This window comes from Helicobacter pylori, assembly GCA_008032935.1.
Taxonomy (GTDB): Bacteria; Campylobacterota; Campylobacteria; order Campylobacterales; family Helicobacteraceae; genus Helicobacter; species Helicobacter pylori_CX.
The window spans coordinates 1,246,892-1,265,984 of sequence record CP032039.1 but is presented as its reverse complement, the minus strand read 5'-3'; the positions used below and the strand labels follow the sequence as shown (position 1 = coordinate 1,265,984).

Annotated in this window: 14 protein-coding genes, 1 other RNA gene and 2 pseudogenes; 12 read left to right on the top strand and 5 right to left on the bottom strand. The window is 39.4% G+C overall.

All coding sequences use genetic code 11. From position 1 onward, the window contains the following. Positions 1-107: 107 nt before the first annotated feature. The 3 genes from D2C78_06250 (at position 108) to rnpB (ending at position 2,105) form a co-directional block, all read left to right on the top strand. Complete coding sequence (locus tag D2C78_06250) at positions 108-272, top strand: hypothetical protein (protein QEF35493.1); 165 nt, start codon at positions 108-110, stop codon at positions 270-272. A gap of 9 nt (positions 273-281) precedes the next feature. Continuing rightward, entirely contained in the window at positions 282-1,754 is a 1,473-nt protein-coding gene (locus D2C78_06245) for a disulfide bond formation protein B (protein ID QEF35492.1), read from the top strand. A gap of 35 nt (positions 1,755-1,789) precedes the next feature. Then, an RNA gene (gene rnpB, locus D2C78_06240) (RNase P RNA component class A) lies at positions 1,790-2,105 on the top strand. 23 nt (positions 2,106-2,128) lie between these two features. Here rnpB and D2C78_06235 read toward each other — a convergent pair. Next, positions 2,129-2,318, bottom strand: a pseudogene (locus D2C78_06235) (hypothetical protein). On the opposite strand from D2C78_06235, the gene D2C78_06230 reads away from it, so the two are divergent. Further along, on the top strand, positions 2,230-2,808 hold the full coding sequence (locus D2C78_06230; GenBank protein ID QEF35829.1) for a tumor necrosis factor alpha-inducing protein: 579 nt from the start codon (positions 2,230-2,232) through the stop codon (positions 2,806-2,808). The pseudogene D2C78_06235 and the gene D2C78_06230 overlap by 89 nt on opposite strands. Positions 2,809-2,810: 2 nt before the next feature. Here the strand turns inward: D2C78_06230 and D2C78_06225 are convergent. The 4 genes and pseudogenes from D2C78_06225 to D2C78_06210 all read right to left on the bottom strand — a co-directional run bounded on the left by D2C78_06225 (position 2,811) and on the right by D2C78_06210 (position 8,948). After that, a pseudogene (locus D2C78_06225) lies at positions 2,811-4,790 on the bottom strand (penicillin-binding protein). Beyond that, on the bottom strand, positions 4,791-5,912 hold the full coding sequence (locus D2C78_06220) for a pyridoxal phosphate-dependent aminotransferase family protein (protein ID QEF35491.1): 1,122 nt from the start codon (positions 5,910-5,912) through the stop codon (positions 4,791-4,793). A 22-nt stretch (positions 5,913-5,934) separates the two neighbouring features. Continuing rightward, the gene (locus D2C78_06215; protein QEF35490.1) at positions 5,935-7,236 is read right to left on the bottom strand and encodes a hemolysin; all 1,302 of its coding nucleotides are present in this window, start codon (positions 7,234-7,236) and stop codon (positions 5,935-5,937) included. 71 nt (positions 7,237-7,307) lie between these two features. Continuing rightward, positions 7,308-8,948, bottom strand: coding sequence for an ABC transporter ATP-binding protein (locus tag D2C78_06210; protein ID QEF35828.1), 1,641 nt, complete (start codon positions 8,946-8,948; stop codon positions 7,308-7,310). A 292-nt stretch (positions 8,949-9,240) separates the two neighbouring features. Between D2C78_06210 and D2C78_06205 the strand changes: the two genes are divergently transcribed. The 8 genes from D2C78_06205 to D2C78_06170 all read left to right on the top strand — a co-directional run bounded on the left by D2C78_06205 (position 9,241) and on the right by D2C78_06170 (position 19,079). Continuing rightward, a complete protein-coding gene (locus tag D2C78_06205; GenBank protein QEF35489.1) occupies positions 9,241-10,773 on the top strand; it encodes a flagellin A in 1,533 nt (510 codons plus the stop codon). A 117-nt stretch (positions 10,774-10,890) separates the two neighbouring features. Further along, entirely contained in the window at positions 10,891-11,547 is a 657-nt protein-coding gene (locus D2C78_06200; GenBank protein ID QEF35488.1) for a 3-methyladenine DNA glycosylase, read from the top strand. After that, a complete protein-coding gene (locus D2C78_06195; protein ID QEF35487.1) occupies positions 11,544-12,161 on the top strand; it encodes a hypothetical protein in 618 nt (205 codons plus the stop codon). Before D2C78_06200 ends, D2C78_06195 begins: the two co-directional genes overlap by 4 nt. 70 nt (positions 12,162-12,231) lie before the next feature. Next, the gene (locus D2C78_06190) at positions 12,232-13,257 is read left to right on the top strand and encodes a uroporphyrinogen decarboxylase (GenBank protein ID QEF35486.1); all 1,026 of its coding nucleotides are present in this window, start codon (positions 12,232-12,234) and stop codon (positions 13,255-13,257) included. 8 nt (positions 13,258-13,265) lie between these two features. Continuing rightward, the gene (locus D2C78_06185; protein ID QEF35485.1) at positions 13,266-14,699 is read left to right on the top strand and encodes a TolC family protein; all 1,434 of its coding nucleotides are present in this window, start codon (positions 13,266-13,268) and stop codon (positions 14,697-14,699) included. Positions 14,700-14,709: 10 nt separating this feature from the next. After that, the gene (locus D2C78_06180; protein QEF35484.1) at positions 14,710-15,414 is read left to right on the top strand and encodes an HlyD family efflux transporter periplasmic adaptor subunit; all 705 of its coding nucleotides are present in this window, start codon (positions 14,710-14,712) and stop codon (positions 15,412-15,414) included. Between the two features lie 12 nt (positions 15,415-15,426). Then, the gene (locus tag D2C78_06175; GenBank protein ID QEF35483.1) at positions 15,427-18,513 is read left to right on the top strand and encodes an efflux RND transporter permease subunit; all 3,087 of its coding nucleotides are present in this window, start codon (positions 15,427-15,429) and stop codon (positions 18,511-18,513) included. Then, positions 18,510-19,079: an outer membrane beta-barrel protein gene (locus D2C78_06170; protein ID QEF35482.1), complete on the top strand. Its 570-nt coding sequence runs from the start codon at positions 18,510-18,512 to the stop codon at positions 19,077-19,079. The genes D2C78_06175 and D2C78_06170 overlap by 4 nt, the downstream gene beginning before the upstream one ends. Positions 19,080-19,093: the final 14 nt, after the last annotated feature.

Genomic DNA, 19,093 nt, shown 5'->3' with positions numbered 1-19,093 from the left:
TTGGAAATAAAAGGGGTTAAAACCGCTTGAGTGGTCTCGCTTCTAATCTTTTATTTATCCAATAGTTTGTTTTTGAGTATAATCCTACGAAAACTTTAAGGAACGGCATGGAGTTTTTGGGACTAATCTTAAGTCTAGCCGCTATTTTGATAGCGTTTAAAAAGCCTGAAAAAGAAAATTGGGCGTTTGGGATTTTGATGGTGGTGTGGTTGGTGGAGTTTATTATTTTTATAGCCCACAGCTCTAGCGTTTTGCCTAACATGAATCTATAAGGGGGATGCATGGATAAAGAAACCCGATTTTACAATCTTTTTTCTTTGGCAATTTTAGGGATTTTGATCTTTCCTGTGGGTTTGGCGAATTTTTATTTTGGCTATGTTTTGAAAGATTCGCCTTGTATTTTTTGCTGGGCGCAACGTATCAACATGATTTTAATAGGGGCGGTGGCGCTTTTGGTGGTGCGTTTTGGGTTTAAGCCTAAATACATTGCTTTGCTGTTACTTATGGCTAGTAGCGGGTTGTATGAGAGCTTCTATCATACCGGTAGCCATGCCTTAGAAGATGTGGGGCAGGGCTTTGCGCTCGCTATTTTGGGCTTGCACACGCAGTTTTGGGCGCTTTTTGTCTTTTTTAGCGTGGTGGCGCTTTTAGCGGTTTTGCTCTTTTTTGCCCCTAATACCCAACCTTTTAAAGATCGTTTGTTAAACGCACTCCAAAAAAGCGCTTTTTATGTTTTCTTTATGGTGGTGGGTTCTAATGCAATACAGGCGTTTGTTTCTACCGGGCCTTTCCCTTACATAGGGCAAAGCGATCCGGTGCGGTTTTCGTGGAATTTGAAAGAATCGGTCTGGTCTATGGAGAATTGGGATCATTTGAAATTCCCAAGAAGCGTTTTAGGCAGAAGAGGTGTGGGCGAGCCTTTGAAATTGAGCGCTTTGCCTAAAGATAATGATTATGAGCGTTCGCCTTTAGAAATTACAAAAACTCTAAAGATTGGAAAAAAAGAAGAACTTCCCTTAAAACTGAATGGAGCGATCACGGATTTGAATTTCAATGAAGACAGGGCGATTCTTACTACAGAAAACCAAGGGCTTTATCTTGTGGGTAACGATTTGAAAACCATTCATGGCCATATGGTGTTGGATAGCTATTATAGCGCGACGGTGGGGGCGTTCGTGGGGGCGGATTTTAACGAAGATGAAAACATTGTGATCATGGGTAATAATAAAACGAGCGTAGAAATCACTCCTAACAAAAACGCTAATGCGCTTAAAAATTTCCCTTATTTTTTAGAAGGGGCTAACTCTTTTGACGAAGTGGAACGCAGCCGCTTAAAAACTTCTAGGGCGAAAAACTATTATATTAGCACTGCAAGAAGGGGGGCTAAATTCACTTATTTGATCACCGCTCCTAACAAGCGCTATAAGGATTTGATGATTATCTCCATGCTCAATAGCGACAAACAGGTGCATGGGGAGTTTTTACTGGAACTGGGTAATGCCAAACTTAAAGAAAAAAGGGAACTGGGCGAGTTAGTTATCAGCGCGTTGGCTTTAAAAGATAACAAGCTTTATGCGTTCAGCAAAGAATTTAACACGCTTTTAGTTATAGACCCTATAAAAGAAGAGATTCTTGAAGTTTATGGCTTGCCTAAAGAGATTAAAAATATCAGCGCTGGGGGGTTTAGGGATAATGAGCTTATTCTTGTGAGCTATGAGAATACTAAAAATATTCTCTATACCCTTAATTTTTAAACTCTTTTAAAGCTACTTTTTTCTAATATACTAACGCATTAGAAGATGGTCGCTATTTTAGAATAGAGGAAAGTCCGGGCTACATTAGACAAAATTCCATCTAACGGATGGCTAGCGCAAGCTAAGGGAAAGTGCCACAGAAAGCAAACCGCCTTTTTAAGGTAAGGGTGAAAGGGTGGGGTAAGAGCCCACCAGAGCTAAAGCAATTTAGCTTGTTTGGGTAAACCCAATTTGTAGCAAGAAGCGCATGGTAAGTCTAAATTGATACGTGCTTCGCTTGAGGAATATTGCAAAATATTTCCCAGATAAATGGCCATCCATTGACAGAACCCGGCTTATTCTAATGCTCAACTGCGTGTTGATTTTTTTAACAATTATTTAATCGTTTTATTTTTTTTATTTTTTTACCTAATTATTGTTTAAAATCTTAAAGATTTATGTTACACTCTGTAAAATCAAAATCAAAGGGGATAGCGTGTTAGAAAAATCTTTTTTAAAAAGCAAGCAATTGGTTTTATGCGGGTTGGGTGTTTTAATGTTACAGGCTTGCACTTGCCCAAACACTTCACAAAGAAATTCTTTTTTACAAGATGTGCCTTATTGGATGTTGCAAAATCGCAGCCAGTATCTCACGCAAGGGGTGGATAGCTCGCACATTGTAGATGGTAAGACAACTGAAGAGATAGAAAAAATCGCTACCAAGAGAGCGACAATAAGAGTGGCACAAAATATTGTGCATAAACTTAAAGAAGCTTACCTTTCCAAAACCAATCGCATCAAGCAAAAGATCACTAATGAAATGTTTATCCAAATGACACAGCCCATTTATGACAGCTTGATGAATGTGGATCGTTTAGGGATTTATATCAATCCTAACAATGAGGAAGTGTTTGCGTTGGTGCGTGCACGTGGTTTTGATAAGGACGCTTTGAGCGAAGGGTTGCATAAAATGGCCTTAGACAATCAAGCGGTGAGTATCCTTGTGGCTAAAGTGGAAGAAATCTTTAAAGATTCTATCAATTACGGAGACATTAAAGTCCCTATAGCCATGTAGGCTTAGAACAATAAGGGTTCTTCGCCATCGTCGGTTTTTTTAGGGGTGGGGGTGATGGAATTGGGGGTTGAATAGTAGGGGATTTTATCCACGATTTCTTTACGCAAGCCTTTGGGGACATCAAACTTTCTTTTTAAAGAGGGTTCAATCGCTAAAATATTACGCATGAAATACGAATACACAGGCGCACTCACAACGCCTCCTGTCGCTCCTTTGCTAATAGGCGTGTTATCGTCCCTCCCAAACCAGATCACGCTTTGTAAGGTGGGGGTAAAGCCAATGAACCAAGCATCAATATTGTTGTTAGAAGTCCCAGTTTTACCGGCAATTTCTAAACCTTTAATGCGAGCCAAACGCCCCGTGCCGTTTTCTACCGCATTCATCAGCACTGAAAGGGTTAAAAAAGCCTGTTCTTTGGAGGTGATCTTTTTGGTTTCCATAGGCGTGAAAGTTTTGACATCGTTTTGTTGGTTAGTGATGCTTTCAATGAGCATGGGTTTGAGCATGGTGCCGTAATTAGAAAATAGAGAATACTTTTCAGCTGCATCAATGGGTGAGATAGCAAAGCTCCCTAACACGATAGATAAATCTTTAGGGAGGTTTTTAAACCCCATATCGCTTAAAGATTGATAAATTTTTTCAAAGCCAAGCTGATCGCTTAAATTAATCGTAGCCAGATTTAACGAATGGCTCAAGGCTTCTTGCAAGGTTACAAGCCCTAAAAACTTGCGAGAATAATTGCTGGGGTGCCATGCGTGGTTTTGTTCGCTGTTTTTACTATAATTGCCATTTTCAAAGTTTCGCGCGGTATCAGGGATTTTGGAAGTCGTGGAATAGCCATTATCAAAAGCGATTTGATACACAAAGGGTTTTATCGCGCTCCCAAATTGCCGTTTGGCTTGCGTGGCGCGATTGAAAGCACTTTTTTTATAATCAATCCCCCCACTAAAGCTAAAATCTTACCGGTGCTCGTTTCTGTAACTATCATGCTGGCGTTCAAGTTGTCTTCATCTTCATCATTAGAGGCGTTAGTTTTTGGCTTCTCTTTAGCGATTTTTTCTAAGATTTTTTGATGCCCAAAACGCAAAGACTCTAACGCTAAGCGTTGGTAATCCAAATCTATCGTGAGCTTTATGGTATAGCCTTGAGTTTTTAACCCGTCTAATTGATCCAATTGCTTCAACACTTCATCCACGACATAGGGAGCGATATTTTGCGTGGAAGTTTGGTTATAAACGATTGGCACTTCATTGAGAGCGCCTTTGAGCTCGTTAGAAGAAATCCAGCCTAAAGAATACAACCGCCTTAAAATATCATTAGCCCTAGAGAGTGAAAATTCTAAATTTTTGGTAGGGTCATAAAAACTTGGGGCTCTGGGTAAGGCGACTAACATGGCGATTTCTTTAAGCGTGAGTTTGTCAAGAGGTTTTTTAAAATACCCTAAGCTTGCGGTTTTCACGCCATAATACCCATGCCCAAAAAAAGTTTGGTTCAAATAGCGCTCTAAAATTTCTTCTTTGCTTAAGACTTTTTCAATGCGTATAGAAATGATGGCTTCTTTGAGCTTTCTGGTCAGGGTTTTTTCTCGCGTGAGCACCATGTTTTTAACGAGTTGTTGGGTTAGAGTGCTACCCCCTTCGGTGTAACGACCGCTTTTAGCGTTTTTAATCATAGCACGCATGATAGCGTCCAAATTAATCCCCCATGCTCAAAAAAGAGGGTGTCTTCTACCGCTAAAAGGCTTTCAACAAATCGTGGGGGATTTCTTCAAAACGCGCATAAAAACGGAATTCCTTATCATAAATATTAGCGATCAAACGCCCTTTTCGGTCTAAAATCTGTGAAGCGACGCCCGGGCGATAATCTTTAATTTTGGCAATATCCTTATCCGTAGTTACCCAGACTTGAGCGATAAGAATGGCCAATAACCCTATGATAATCAAAAATAAAACGATAAAACCATAAAAAATCTTTTTTAGCATTTAACCACTCTTAAAAGAAGATTGTATTTTAGAATAATCTAAAAGGGTGTTTGCAAGCTCTTTAGTGTCTTCTAAGCTGTTTTTGAGAGACAAAGAGACGCGCAAAAGGGGTTTAGAAACCGTGGGAGGGCGGATAGCTCCCACTAAAAACCCTTTTTCTTTCAAAAAATGATGAGCGTTTAAAAGAGCGGGATTGTTTTCAAACTCTAAAGTAAAAAATCCTGCGAGCGTTCTAATACCTAAAGTTTCAAAAATAATCTGTTGGTGTTTGCTAAGCTCATTTTTTAATTCTTGTTTTTGCGCGATAAAGTATTCTAAATGGGCTAAAGTTAAAGCGGTGTCTAACAGGCTTAAAGCGGTGGTGTAAATCACGCTTTTAGCGCGATTAGTTAAAAACTCTATGACCTGTAAAGGGGCTAAAATACACGCCCCATAGCTCGCAAGGGCTTTAGAAAAAGTGCTGAGTTTAATGATTTTGTCCTTTTCTTTGATGCGATAATATTCTAAAAAACCCAATAAATTCTCGCCGATAGTCCCAAAACTATGGGCTTCATCTACGATTAAAAAAGCGTTAGGAGTCTCTTGAACGATTTCATAAAAATCATAAGGAGCGACGCTCGCATCCATAGAATAAACCCCCTCAATGGCTATGAATTTGAGCTTGTTTTTAGGAGCGTTAAAGAGTTTTTGTTGTAAATCTTTAGCGTCATTGTGCGAGAAAAAAACCACTTGATTAGGTTTAGCTTTGGTGCTAAAAATCCCGCTTGCATGGTAGTGTGCGTCCATGAATAAGAGGGCGTTTTTGACTAATAGGGTGTCTATTAAAGCCAGATTGCCCAAAAAACCACTCCCCACTAAAAGAGCGCTTTCAAACCCCAACAAACTTGCTAATCGTTCTTCTAACTCTGCATGCAAAGAGTGGTAGCCATTCACTAGCATGGAAGCCTTGGGGGAATGAGAAACAAAGGATTGGAGCTTATTAAAAGCGTTTTGAAGCAAATCTTTTTTAACGCTCAAACCCAAATAATCATTAGAAGCGTAATCCTTTAATAAAGGGTCAAACAACTCTCTTTTGCGGTAGCGTTTGGCATGGCGTAGGGCTTCTAAAGATTTAGAAAACATCAAAACACTTCATTGAATAAAATCATTCGCCTTTTTGGATTTTTTCAATGATCTTATTGAGTTCGTCTTGTTTTTCGTAAAACATCTTATCAATATTTTCTTTGACATGCTTAGCGCTATCTTCCATTAAATGCACTTTATGCTCTAGGTATTTTGAATCGGTAATGTGGTCTTCTTGAACGGCTTTAACCAAATCATTAGCTTCAGCATGCACGCTCGCATGGTGGCTTTCTAAAGCTCTATAGCCTGAAGTGTTGGAAAAATTCTCTTTGCCCGCGCCCTCATAATACCATTTGCCTAAGCGGCAATTCTTATGGCTAGTAATATCAAAGGAGTTGAGACCAAAAACCATGCCATAAAGATTGTTTTTAAAGACCACATGATCCAGTTTAGCCAGACCGCAAAACACCCGGTTATTGACATTGTAGATGGTGTATTTTGCCGCTTGCGCGACAATCATGTTATTTTTTACGGTGGATTTAAGCTCTTCCACATCGCCTTTAATAGAGCCTACAATAGAATTAATATCGTGGGTATTGGTTTGAATATCGTTCGCTTCTTGTTGCATGCTTTTAACGACAACAGCGATTTCTTTAGTGGCTTTTTGGGTTTTTTCAGCGAGTTTTCTCACCTCATCAGCCACCACCGCAAACCCTCTCCCATGCTCGCCCGCTCGCGCAGCCTCAATAGCGGCGTTTAGGGCTAAGAGATTGGTTTGTTCTGCAATATCATCAATCAAAGAAATGACTTGAGTGATTTCATTGCTCCGTTGGTTGAGAGAGTCCGCTAGCGAAGTGGCGTTTTGCATCTTTTCATAAAGCGATTCAATGTCTTGACCCGTTTTATTAACGGTCCCTAATCCTTCAGTAGAATGCGCTTCGCCATTTTTAGCCGCATTTAAGAGCAAGCCTGTTTCTTGATGGAAATACTGCATGCTTTCTTGCGCGTTCTCTAAGCCTTCTTTTAAGCTCGCGCAAAAAGTCTTAAACAAATCATTTTTATGGTATTCCCCCACACCCCCTGTTTTTTTGGCTAGTGAAAAATACTGCACGCCATCAATATTTTGGCTTTTTAAAGAATAAGAAACCCCTTGCAAATTAACGCTCTCTGCATTTTCTTTAAAATGAACGCTTTGTTCTTCTAAATTGTTTAAGCTTGCAAGATTCCCGCTTTTAAAAACGACTTTATTGTTTTTAATACCTACAAAACCTTCATGCAAGCACAAATTTAAAAGGCTTTGATAGAGATTGACTTCTTTTTTTAACTCCGCAATCTCAGAATCTTTCTGACTGATTTGAAGCTGTAACTGCTTATTCCCAAACATGGTGGCATTCCTTGTTTAAATTTGAATCTTTTGAGATTATACCCAAAATTACCAAACATTTTAAGCGCTCGTTAGTATTGTTGCTTCAAATATAATTCAGAAAATAAGCCCTGTTTCTTTATAAGGGTTTCAAAGTTGCCCTGTTCTATAAGTTTGCCTTTGTCTAACACAATAATTTCATCAGCCTGTTTGACGCTACCCATGCGGTGTGTAATGATTAAAGCCATTTTAGATTGCGATTTTTTAAAAATAAAATCTAAAAACTCTTTTTCCATAATGGGATCGATGGCACTGCTTGGTTCATCTAAAACAATGCAATTACTTGGTTTTAAAAAGGCTCTTATGGTAGCTATGCGTTGCTTTTGGCCCAAAGAAAAATCTACCCCATTATATTGCGCTCCAAATAATGCGTTGCTGTAATCATTAAGACAATTTTGAAAATTCTCATCAAAAGATTTTAGCATTTCTCTCTTTTGTTTTAATTGCTCTTTAGTGATATTGTTTTGCATAAAAAGATTATCATTAATGCTATACCCAGCATAAAGAGAAAAATCTTGGAATACAGCGCTCATTTGTTGGTGGTAGCTGTTTAGCTCTAAATCTTGTAATGAGTATTTATTATTGATAATAATTTGACCTGAATTTGGGGTATAAAAACCTAACAATAGTTTAATCAGCGTAGTTTTTCCGCTAGTATTCTTGCCGACTAATGCATAAATTTTATCAGAGTGTAAAGAGAGATTAAAATTTTCAAAAATAAGCTTTGAATTAGGATAAGAGAAACTAACATTTTCAAATGTAATGCTATGGATTTTTTCTTCTAATTTGATTTGTGTTTCTGGTTTTGGTGTTTTGTAATCTAATATATAAAAATAATTTTCAAAATATTTATTGATAGTAAAAAACCACTTTCCATAAAACGACAAATCTTGTAGTTGCTGCTCAGTAGAGCTAAATACTTGGATATATCCAGCAATTGCTCCCACACCAATGGATTTTGAAAGAATAATAAAAACCATTAGAAAAAATAGTGCGATACTTAGAGTGGTGGTTAAAATATCAGCATATATGGTAAGCATTAAGTTTTTTTGGGCGATTTTCACAAAATGATTGATATATAATTCTTTGTTTTCAATAAATTTATGATGAAAATTTAGCATGAAGTTAAATAATAGGTTGTCCTTGTTTTTTTGGTTATCTAATCCAGAGTATAGGTAATTTTGCATACTCTCTTTTTGGTCTTGAAGCTTATCTATGGAAGCGCTATGTTTTTTTGCTATATGGTTGGATATGAGAATACAAGGCATTGTTGCAAAAATCATTATAAAGGGTAGATAAATACTAATAGAAAATAATATCCCAAACAGACTCACAAGCCCTATAATGCGTTGCAAGTTAAAAAATAGATTACTGACATAATTTAGGGGACGGATGTGCAGTCCATTATGGATAGCGTTAAGCTTAATAGTGTGATCTTTGTTTTCAAAAAAATTTAGATTTTTAACTTTTGTGAGTTTATTAGCAAGCTGAGTGATGATGTTTATAGAAAATTGTTCAGCAATAATGGTTTGCAAGCTTGATGAAATTCCTGAGAACACATGCGTTAAAAACAGCAAGGCTCCCCATAGTAGCAAAGTTGGTAACAGCAAGCTGTATTCAAAATGCGTATGATTTTGCAATAGGTCTACCACAATATCAATCAATCTTATCATAACAAAATATTTAGAGATGGAATAATGCCGACAAATAGCACTATAATTGATGCCAACACAACACATTTTGGTGAGCTTTTATAGAGTAAAATGAAAGTCCTTAGGGGAATGTTTTTTATGGTATCCCTTAGTGTTTGCATTCAATAATCAAATTTTCTTTATTATAACCCATTTTCATGCTCCTAATTTTGCTTTTAAAATAAAGCCCTTTAAAATTTCAAACTTTAACCGATAATAGTTCCAACCAAAAGCAAGGATGCCTTTGGGTTTTTTATAACAAGGAGTTACAACAATGGCTTTTCAGGTCAATACAAATATCAATGCGATGAATGCGCATGTGCAATCCGCACTCACTCAAAATGCACTTAAAACTTCATTGGAGCGATTGAGTTCAGGTTTAAGGATTAATAAAGCGGCTGATGACGCATCAGGCATGACGGTAGCGGATTCTTTGCGTTCACAAGCGAGCAGTTTGGGTCAAGCGATTGCCAACACGAATGACGGCATGGGGATTATCCAAGTTGCGGATAAGGCTATGGATGAGCAATTAAAAATCTTAGACACCGTTAAGGTTAAAGCGACTCAAGCGGCTCAAGACGGGCAAACTACGGAGTCTCGTAAAGCGATTCAATCTGACATCGTTCGTTTGATTCAAGGTTTAGACAATATCGGTAACACGACTACTTATAACGGGCAAGCGTTATTGTCTGGTCAATTCACTAACAAAGAATTCCAAGTAGGGGCTTATTCTAACCAAAGCATTAAGGCTTCTATCGGCTCTACCACTTCCGATAAAATCGGTCAGGTTCGTATCGCTACAGGCGCGTTAATCACGGCTTCTGGGGATATTAGCTTGACTTTTAAACAAGTGGATGGCGTGAATGATGTAACTTTAGAGAGCGTGAAAGTCTCTAGTTCAGCAGGCACAGGGATTGGCGTGTTAGCAGAAGTGATCAACAAAAACTCTAACCGAACAGGGGTTAAAGCTTATGCGAGCGTTATCACCACAAGCGATGTGGCGGTCCAGTCAGGAAGTTTGAGTAATTTAACCTTAAATGGGATTCATTTGGGTAATATCGCAGATATTAAGAAAAATGACTCAGACGGACGGTTAGTCGCAGCGATCAATGCGGTTACTTCAGAAACCGGCGTGGAAGCTTATACGGATCAAAAAGGGCGCTTGAATTTGCGCAGTATAGATGGTCGTGGGATTGAAATTAAAACCGATAGCGTCAGTAATGGGCCTAGTGCTTTAACGATGGTCAATGGCGGTCAGGATTTAACAAAAGGCTCTACTAACTATGGGAGACTTTCTCTCACACGCTTAGACGCTAAGAGCATCAATGTGGTTTCGGCTTCTGACTCACAGCATTTAGGTTTCACAGCGATTGGTTTTGGGGAATCTCAAGTGGCAGAAACCACGGTGAATTTGCGCGATGTTACTGGGAATTTTAACGCTAATGTCAAATCAGCTAGTGGCGCGAACTATAACGCTGTCATCGCTAGTGGCAATCAAAGCTTGGGATCTGGGGTTACGACCTTAAGGGGTGCGATGGTGGTGATTGATATTGCCGAGTCTGCGATGAAAATGTTGGATAAAGTCCGCTCTGATTTAGGTTCTGTGCAAAATCAAATGATTAGCACCGTGAATAACATCAGCATCACTCAAGTGAATGTTAAAGCGGCTGAATCTCAAATCAGGGATGTGGATTTTGCTGAAGAGAGTGCGAATTTCAATAAAAACAACATTTTGGCGCAATCAGGCAGCTATGCGATGAGTCAAGCCAATACCGTTCAACAAAATATCTTAAGGCTTTTAACTTAGTTTTAAGAAAGGTGTTTGTATGGGGCTAACGCTTTAAGCGTTGGCTTTTTGTTTTAATTTTTACTTCTTTTTCAATAAAATACTCTTTTTTATTTCTTTTTATTACAGGCGGTTATTGTGTTGGATAGTTTTGAGATTTTAAAGGCTTTAAAGAGTTTGGATTTATTGAAAAACGCCCCTGCTTGGTGGTGGCCTAACGCTTTGAAATTTGAAGCTTTATTAGGGGCGGTTTTAACGCAAAACACTAAATTTGAAGCCGTTTTGAAATCTTTGGAAAATCTAAAAAACGCTTTCATTTTAGAAAATGATGATGAGATCAATCTTAAAAAAATCGCTTATATAGAGTTTTCAAAGCTTGCAGAGTGTGTCCGCCCTAGCGGGTTTTATAACCAAAAAGCCAAACGACTGATTGATTTGAGCAGGAATATTTTAAAAGACTTTCAAAGTTTTGAAAATTTTAAACAAGAAGTTACTAGGGAGTGGCTTTTAGACCAAAAGGGTATTGGCAAAGAAAGCGCGGATGCGATTTTATGCTATGCGTGCGCTAAAGAAGTGATGGTGGTGGATAAATACACCTATCTTTTTTTAAAAAAATTAGGCATAGAGATAGAAGATTATGATGAATTGCAACATTTTTTTGAAAAAGGCGTTCAAGAGAATTTAAATGCCGCCTTAGCGCTTTATGAAAACACCATTCCTTTAGTGCAACTTTATGCGAGATTCCATGGAAAGATCGTGGAATTTTCCAAACAAAAATTGGAATTGAAGCTTTGATTTTTAGATTTTTCTTAATCTTAAGCCTTTTGAAAGGGGTCTTGTTAGCCAAAAAGGATTTAAAATTTTTCAAACCCCTAGAGCCTACTAAAAAATATTTTGGCTCTTTTAAGATCGGCTATCTTTACCAGCACGCTCAAACGACTAAAAGATCCCCCATCCGCCCTAAAAACCGCCCGCCTATTTTAATGGATAAAATTTACCATGACGCTTCTTTAGGCTTTCAGGCAGGGTTCGTTTTAAAAAAGAAAGCTTTATTGGGGGGGTATTTGGATGCAGGAATGGGCGATTCGTATTTCATGAGCGCTGGGCTAGTCGCTGGGGTTAGGCTTTTTAAAGGGTGGGTGATCCCTAAAATCGCCTTAGGCTATCAGCTCCAAATTTTAGGGGCTAAGATTGATAAGTATCAATTCAATATCCAATCAGCAGTAGGGAGTGTGGGCTTGTTTTTCAATGCGGCTAAGAATTTTGGCGTGAGCGTAGAAGTAAGGGGCGGTATTCCTTTTTATTTCATCCAAAGCAAATTTTCTAAAGCCTTTGGCACGCCACGACTGAATATCTATTCTATTGGCATCGCTTTCACTTTTTATGATTTTACTAGATTTTTAGGATAATGTGATAAAATACCCTTTTTTAAAACTACAAAGTATAAAAACAAACCACTAAACAAATTTTCAAGGATTTATGATGATTTTCATTGATGCATGTTTTAGAAAAGAAACGCCTTACACGCCCATTTGGATGATGAGGCAAGCGGGGCGTTACCTTAGCGAATACCAAGAGAGTCGTAAAAAAGCGGGGAGTTTCTTGGAATTGTGTAAAAATAGTGATCTGGCCACAGAAGTTACCTTACAGCCGGTAGAGATTTTAGGCGTGGATGCGGCTATTTTGTTTAGCGATATTTTAGTAGTGCCTTTGGAAATGGGCTTGAATTTGGAGTTTATCCCCAAAAAGGGGCCGCATTTTTTAGAGACGATTACGGATTTAAAAAGCGTGGAAAGCCTAAAAGTAGGGGCTTATAAACAGCTGAATTATGTCTATGATACGATTTCTCAAACGCGCCAAAAACTTTCTAAAGAGAAGGCGTTAATTGGTTTTTGCGGATCGCCTTGGACTTTAGCGACTTACATGATAGAAGGCGAGGGGAGCAAATCGTATGCCAAAAGCAAGAAAATGCTTTATAGCGAGCCTGAAGTTTTAAAAGCGCTTTTAGAAAAATTGAGCCTTGAATTGATAGAGTATTTGAGCCTTCAAATCCAAGCAGGAGTCAATGCGGTGATGATCTTTGACTCATGGGCTAGCGCTTTAGAAAAAGAAGCGTATTTGAAATTCAGTTGGGATTATTTGAAAAAAATCTCTAAAGAGCTTAAAAAACGCTATGTGCATATCCCAGTTATCCTTTTCCCTAAAGGGATTGGCGCTTATTTGGATACCATAGATGGGGAATTTGATGTGTTTGGCGTGGATTGGGGCACGCCTTTAGAGGTGGCAAAAAAGATTTTAGGCGATAAATATGTTTTGCAAGGGAATTTAGAACCCGCCCGCCTTTATGATAAAAACGCTTTGGAAGAAGGCGTTGAAAGGATTTTAAAAGTCATGGGCAATCAAGGGCATATTTTCAATTTAGGGCATGGGATGTTGCCGGATTTGCCTAGAGAAAACGCAAAATATTTAGTGCAATTAGTGCATGCCAAAACCACCAGGCGATAGGGGGATTGATGAACACTATTATAAGATATGCGAGTTTATGGGGCTTGTGTGCGGCTTTAACTCTAGCGCAAACCCCCTCTAAAACCCCAGATGAAATCAAGCAAATCCTTAACAATTATAGCCATAAGAATTTAAAGCTCATTGATCCGCCGACAAGTTCTTTAGAAGCGACACCGAGTTTTTTATCCTCGCCTAAAGAAACAGCGACCACGATCAATCAAGAGATTGCTAAATACCATGAAAAAAGCGATAAAGCCGCTTTGGGGCTTTATGAATTGCTAAAGGGGGCTACCACTAACCTTAGTTTGCAAGCGCAAGAACTCAGCGTCAAGCAAGCGATGAAAAACCACACCATCGCCAAAGCGATGTTTTTGCCCACTTTGAACGCGAGTTATAATTTTAAAAATGAAGCTAGGGATACTCCAGAATATAAGCATTATAACACCCAACAACTCCAAGCTCAAGTCACATTGAATGTGTTTAATGGCTTTAGCGATGTGAATAATGTCAAAGAAAAGTCTGCGACTTACCGCTCCAATGTGGCTAATTTAGAATATAGCCGCCAAAGCGTGTATTTGCAAGTGGTGCAACAATACTACGAGTATTTTAACAACCTCGCTCGCATGATCGCTTTGCAAAAAAAATTAGAGCAAATCAAAACGGACATTAAAAGGGTTACTAAGCTCTATGACAAAGGGCTAACCACGATTGATGATTTGCAAAGCCTAAAAGCGCAAGGGAATTTGAGCGAATACGATATTTTGGACATGCAATTTGCTTTGGAGCAAAACCGCTTGACTTTAGAATACCTCACTAACCTCAGTGTGAAAAATTTGAAAAAGACCACGATTGATGCGCCTAATTTGCAATTAAGAGAAAGGCAGGATTTAGTCTCTTTAAGGGAGCAGATTTCCGCAATCAGATACCAAAACAAGCAACTCAATTATTACCCCAAGATAGATGTGTTTGACTCATGGCTTTTTTGGATCCAAAAACCCGCTTATGCCACAGGGCGTTTTGGGAACTTCTACCCCGGTCAGCAAAATACGGCTGGGGTTACTGCGACTTTGAATATTTTTGATGATATAGGGTTGAGCTTGCAAAAACAATCCATCATGCTAGGCCAATTAGCGAATGAAAAGAATTTAGCGTATAAAAAGCTAGAGCAAGAAAAAGACGAACAGCTTTACAGAAAGTCGCTTGATATTGCCAGAGCCAAGATTGAATCTTCCAAGGCTAGTTTGGATGCGGCCAATCTTTCTTTTGCCAATATTAAAAGGAAATACGACGCTAATTTAGTGGATTTCACCACCTATTTAAGGGGCTTAACCACGCGCTTTGATGCAGAAGTGGCTTACAATTTAGCGCTCAACAATTATGAAGTGCAAAAAGCCAATTACATTTTCAACAGCGGGCATAAAATAGACGACTATGTGCATTAAGGGAATGAAAATGATACGAAAAATTTTAATAGGACTTTTTTTGAGTTTTTTGAGCATGGAAGCTGGCGAAAGAGTGTATGCGATTTTCAATGTGAAAGCGATGCAAGATTCCAAGCTCACCTTAGACAGCACAGGGATTGTGGATAGCATTAAGGTTACTGAGGGGAGCGTGGTCAAAAAGGGCGATGTTTTGTTGCTTTTGTATAATCAAGACAAACAGGCTCAAAGCGATTCTACCGAGCAACAACTCATTTTCGCTAAAAAGCAATACCAACGATACAGCAAAATTGGGGGTGCTGTGGATAAAAACACTCTAGAGGGTTATGAGTTCACTTACAGGCGCTTGGAGTCTGATTACGCTTATTCTATTGCGGTATTGAATAAAACCATTTTAAGAGCCCCTTTTGATGGCGTGATAGCGAGCAAAAACATTCAGGTGGGCGAAGGGGTGAGCGCGAATAACACGGTGTTATTGAGACTGGTCAGCCATGCTAGGAAATTGGTTATTGAATTTGATTCTAAATACATTAATGCAGTCAAAGTGGGGGATATTTACACTTATTCTATAGATGGGGATTCCAATCAGCATGAAATTAAAATCACTAAGATTTACCCCACGGTTGATGAAAACACCAGGAAAGTGAGCGCTGAAGCCCTTTTGTCTAAGCCTATGGCAGTGGGGCTTTTTGGCGACGGGTTTATCCAAACGAAATAATAGGATATTTTGATGTATAAAACAGCGATTAATCGTCCTATTACGACCTTGATGTTTGCTTTGGCGATTGTCTTTTTTGGGGTGATGGGTTTTAAAAAATTGAGCGTGGCGCTTTTCCCTAAAATTGACATGCCTACGGTGGTGGTTACTACGACTTATCCTGGGGCTAGCGCTGAAATCATAGAGAGTAAGGTAACCGATAAGATTGAAGAAGCGGTGATGGGGATTGATGGGATCAAAAAGGTTACTTCTACGAGTTCTAAAAATGTGAGTATTGTCGTCATTGAATTTGAATTAGAAAAGCCTAATGAAGAAGCCTTAAACGATGTGATGAATAAAATTTCTTCGGTGCGTTTTGATGACTCTAATATTAAAAAACCCTCTATCAATAAATTTGATACCGACAGTCAAGCCATTATTTCATTGTTTGTGAGCAGTTCAAGCGTGCCGGCTACAACCCTTAATGACTACGCTAAAAACACCATCAAGCCCATGCTCCAAAAAATCAATGGGGTAGGGGGCGTGCAGCTCAACGGCTTTAGGGAGCGCCAGATTAGGATTTATGCCGATCCCACTTTGATGAATAAATACAACCTGACTTATGCAGATCTTTTCAGCACGCTTAAAGCGGAGAATGTGGAAATTGATGGCGGGCGCATTGTCAATAGCCAAAGGGAATTGTCTATTTTAATTAATGCGAATAGTTATAGCGTGGCGGATGTGGAAAAGATTCAAGTGGGTAATCATGTGCGTCTTGGCGATATTGCAAAGATTGAAATCGGTTTGGAAGAAGACAACACTTTTGCGAGCTTTAAAGACAAACCCGGTGTGATTTTAGAAATCCAAAAGATTGCCGGAGCGAATGAAATTGAAATCGTAGATAGAGTGTATGAAGCGTTAAAGCGCATTCAAGCCATTAGCCCCAGCTATGAAATCAGACCTTTTTTAGACACCACGAGCTATATCCGCACCTCTATTGAAGACGTGAAATTTGACTTGATTTTAGGGGCGATTTTAGCGGTTTTAGTGGTGTTTGCGTTCTTGCGTAACGGCACGATCACCCTCGTTTCAGCGATCTCTATCCCTATTTCTATCATGGGGACTTTTGCGCTCATTCAATGGATGGGCTTTTCATTAAACATGCTCACCATGGTGGCTTTAACGCTAGCGATAGGGATCATCATTGATGATGCGATCGTGGTGATTGAAAACATCCATAAAAAGCTAGAAATGGGCATGAGTAAACGAAAAGCGAGCTATGAGGGGGTGAGGGAAATTGGTTTTGCTCTAGTAGCGATTTCAGCGATGCTGCTCTCTGTTTTTGTGCCTATAGGGAACATGAAAGGCATTATCGGGCGCTTTTTCCAAAGCTTTGGGATCACGGTGGCTTTAGCGATCGCTTTATCGTATGTGGTGGTCGTTACGATTATTCCTATGGTAAGCTCAGTCGTGGTCAATCCCAGGCATTCTCGTTTTTATGTGTGGAGTGAGCCTTTTTTTAAGGCTTTAGAGTCTCGTTATACCAAGTTACTCCAATGGGTATTAAACCACAAGCTCATTATCTTTATAGCGGTGGTTTTGGTGTTTGTGGGTTCGCTTTTTGTGGCTTCTAAACTCGGCATGGATTTTATACTGAAAGAAGATAGGGGGAGGTTTTTAGTGTGGCTTAAGGCTAAACCGGGTGTGAGCATAGATTACATGACACAAAAGAGTAAGATCTTTCAAAAAGCGATTGAAAAACATGCTGAAGTGGAATTTACCACCCTGCAAGTGGGTTATGGCACCACGCAAAACCCTTTTAAGGCTAAGATTTTTGTGCAACTCAAGCCTTTAAAAGAGCGCAAAAAAGAGCATCAATTGGGGCAATTTGAGTTGATGCGCGCTTTAAGGAAAGAGTTGAGAAGCTTGCCTGAAGCTAAAGGTTTAGATACTATTAATCTTTCTGAAGTTGCTCTTATAGGGGGCGGTGGGGATAGTTCGCCCTTCCAAACCTTTGTGTTTTCCCATTCTCAAGAAGCGGTGGATAAAAGCGTGGAGAATTTGAGAAAATTCTTATTAGAAAGCCCTGAATTAAAAGGCAAGGTTGAAAGCTACCATACAAGCACGAGCGAATCGCAACCGCAATTGCAACTCAAAATCTTAAGACAAAACGCTAACAAATACGGCGTGAGCGCTCAAACCATTGGCTCGGTGGTGAGCTCTGCTTTCTCTGGGACTTCTCAAGCGAGCGTGTTCAAAGAAGATGGCAAAGAATACGACATGATCATTAGAGTGCCTGATGACAAGCGCGTTTCTGTAGAAGACATCAAACGCTTGCAGGTGCGTAACAAATACGATAAATTGATGTTTTTAGACGCTTTAGTGGAAATCACAGAAACTAAAAGCCCGTCTAGTATTTCTCGCTACAACCGCCAACGCAGCGTTACGGTGCTTGCTGAGCCTAATAGGAATGCGGGCGTTTCTTTGGGCGAGATTTTAACGCAAGTGAGTAAAAACACTAAAGAATGGCTGGTTGAGGGGGCGAATTACAGATTTACCGGTGAAGCGGATAACGCCAAAGAGAGCAATGGGGAGTTTTTAGTCGCTTTAGCGACAGCGTTTGTGCTGATTTATATGATTTTAGCGGCGTTGTATGAGTCCATTTTAGAGCCTTTTATCATCATGGTTACCATGCCTTTAAGCTTTTCAGGGGCGTTTTTTGCTCTAGGTTTAGTCCATCAGCCTTTGAGCATGTTCTCTATGATAGGCTTGATTTTGCTCATTGGTATGGTGGGTAAAAACGCCACGCTTTTAATTGATGTGGCGAATGAAGAGCGTAAAAAAGGTTTGAATATCCAAGAAGCCATTTTATTTGCCGGCAAAACCCGTCTAAGACCGATTTTAATGACGACCATTGCGATGGTTTGCGGGATGCTGCCTTTAGCGTTGGCGAGTGGGGATGGAGCGGCGATGAAATCCCCTATAGGGATTGCGATGAGTGGAGGCTTAATGATTTCTATGGTGTTAAGCCTACTCATTGTGCCGGTGTTTTATCGTTTGCTCGCTCCCATAGACGACAAAATCAAGCGGTTTTATCAAAACCAAAAAGCTTTAGAATGAAAAAGATTGTTTTCATTTTGGCTTTATGGGTGGGCTTGTTGGGGGCGTTTGAGCCTAAAAAAAGTCATATTTATTTTGGGGCTATGGTGGGTTTAGCCCCCATTAAAATAACCCCAAAACCGGCTAGTGATTCTTCTTATACGGCTTTTTTATGGGGGGCTAAAGGGGGGTATCAATTCGCTTTTTTTAAAGCTCTAGCGTTAAGGGGTGAATTTTCCTACCTTATGGCAATCAAACCCACCGCATTCCACACGATTAACACTTCTTTATTGAGCTTAAATGTAGATGTGTTGAGCGATTTTTACACTTACAAAAAATACAGCTTTGGGGTGTATGGGGGGCTTGGGATAGGGTATTTTTATCAAAGCAACCATTTAGGCATGAAAAATAGTTCGTTTATGGGGTATAACGGCTTGTTTAATGTGGGGCTTGGCAGCACGATCGATCGCCACCACCGCGTAGAGCTTGGGGCTAAAATCCCTTTTTCAAAGACCAGAAATTCTTTTAAAAATTCTTATTTTTTAGAGAGCGTTTTTATCCATGCGAGTTATAGTTACGCTTTTTAAAGGAGGTATATTAC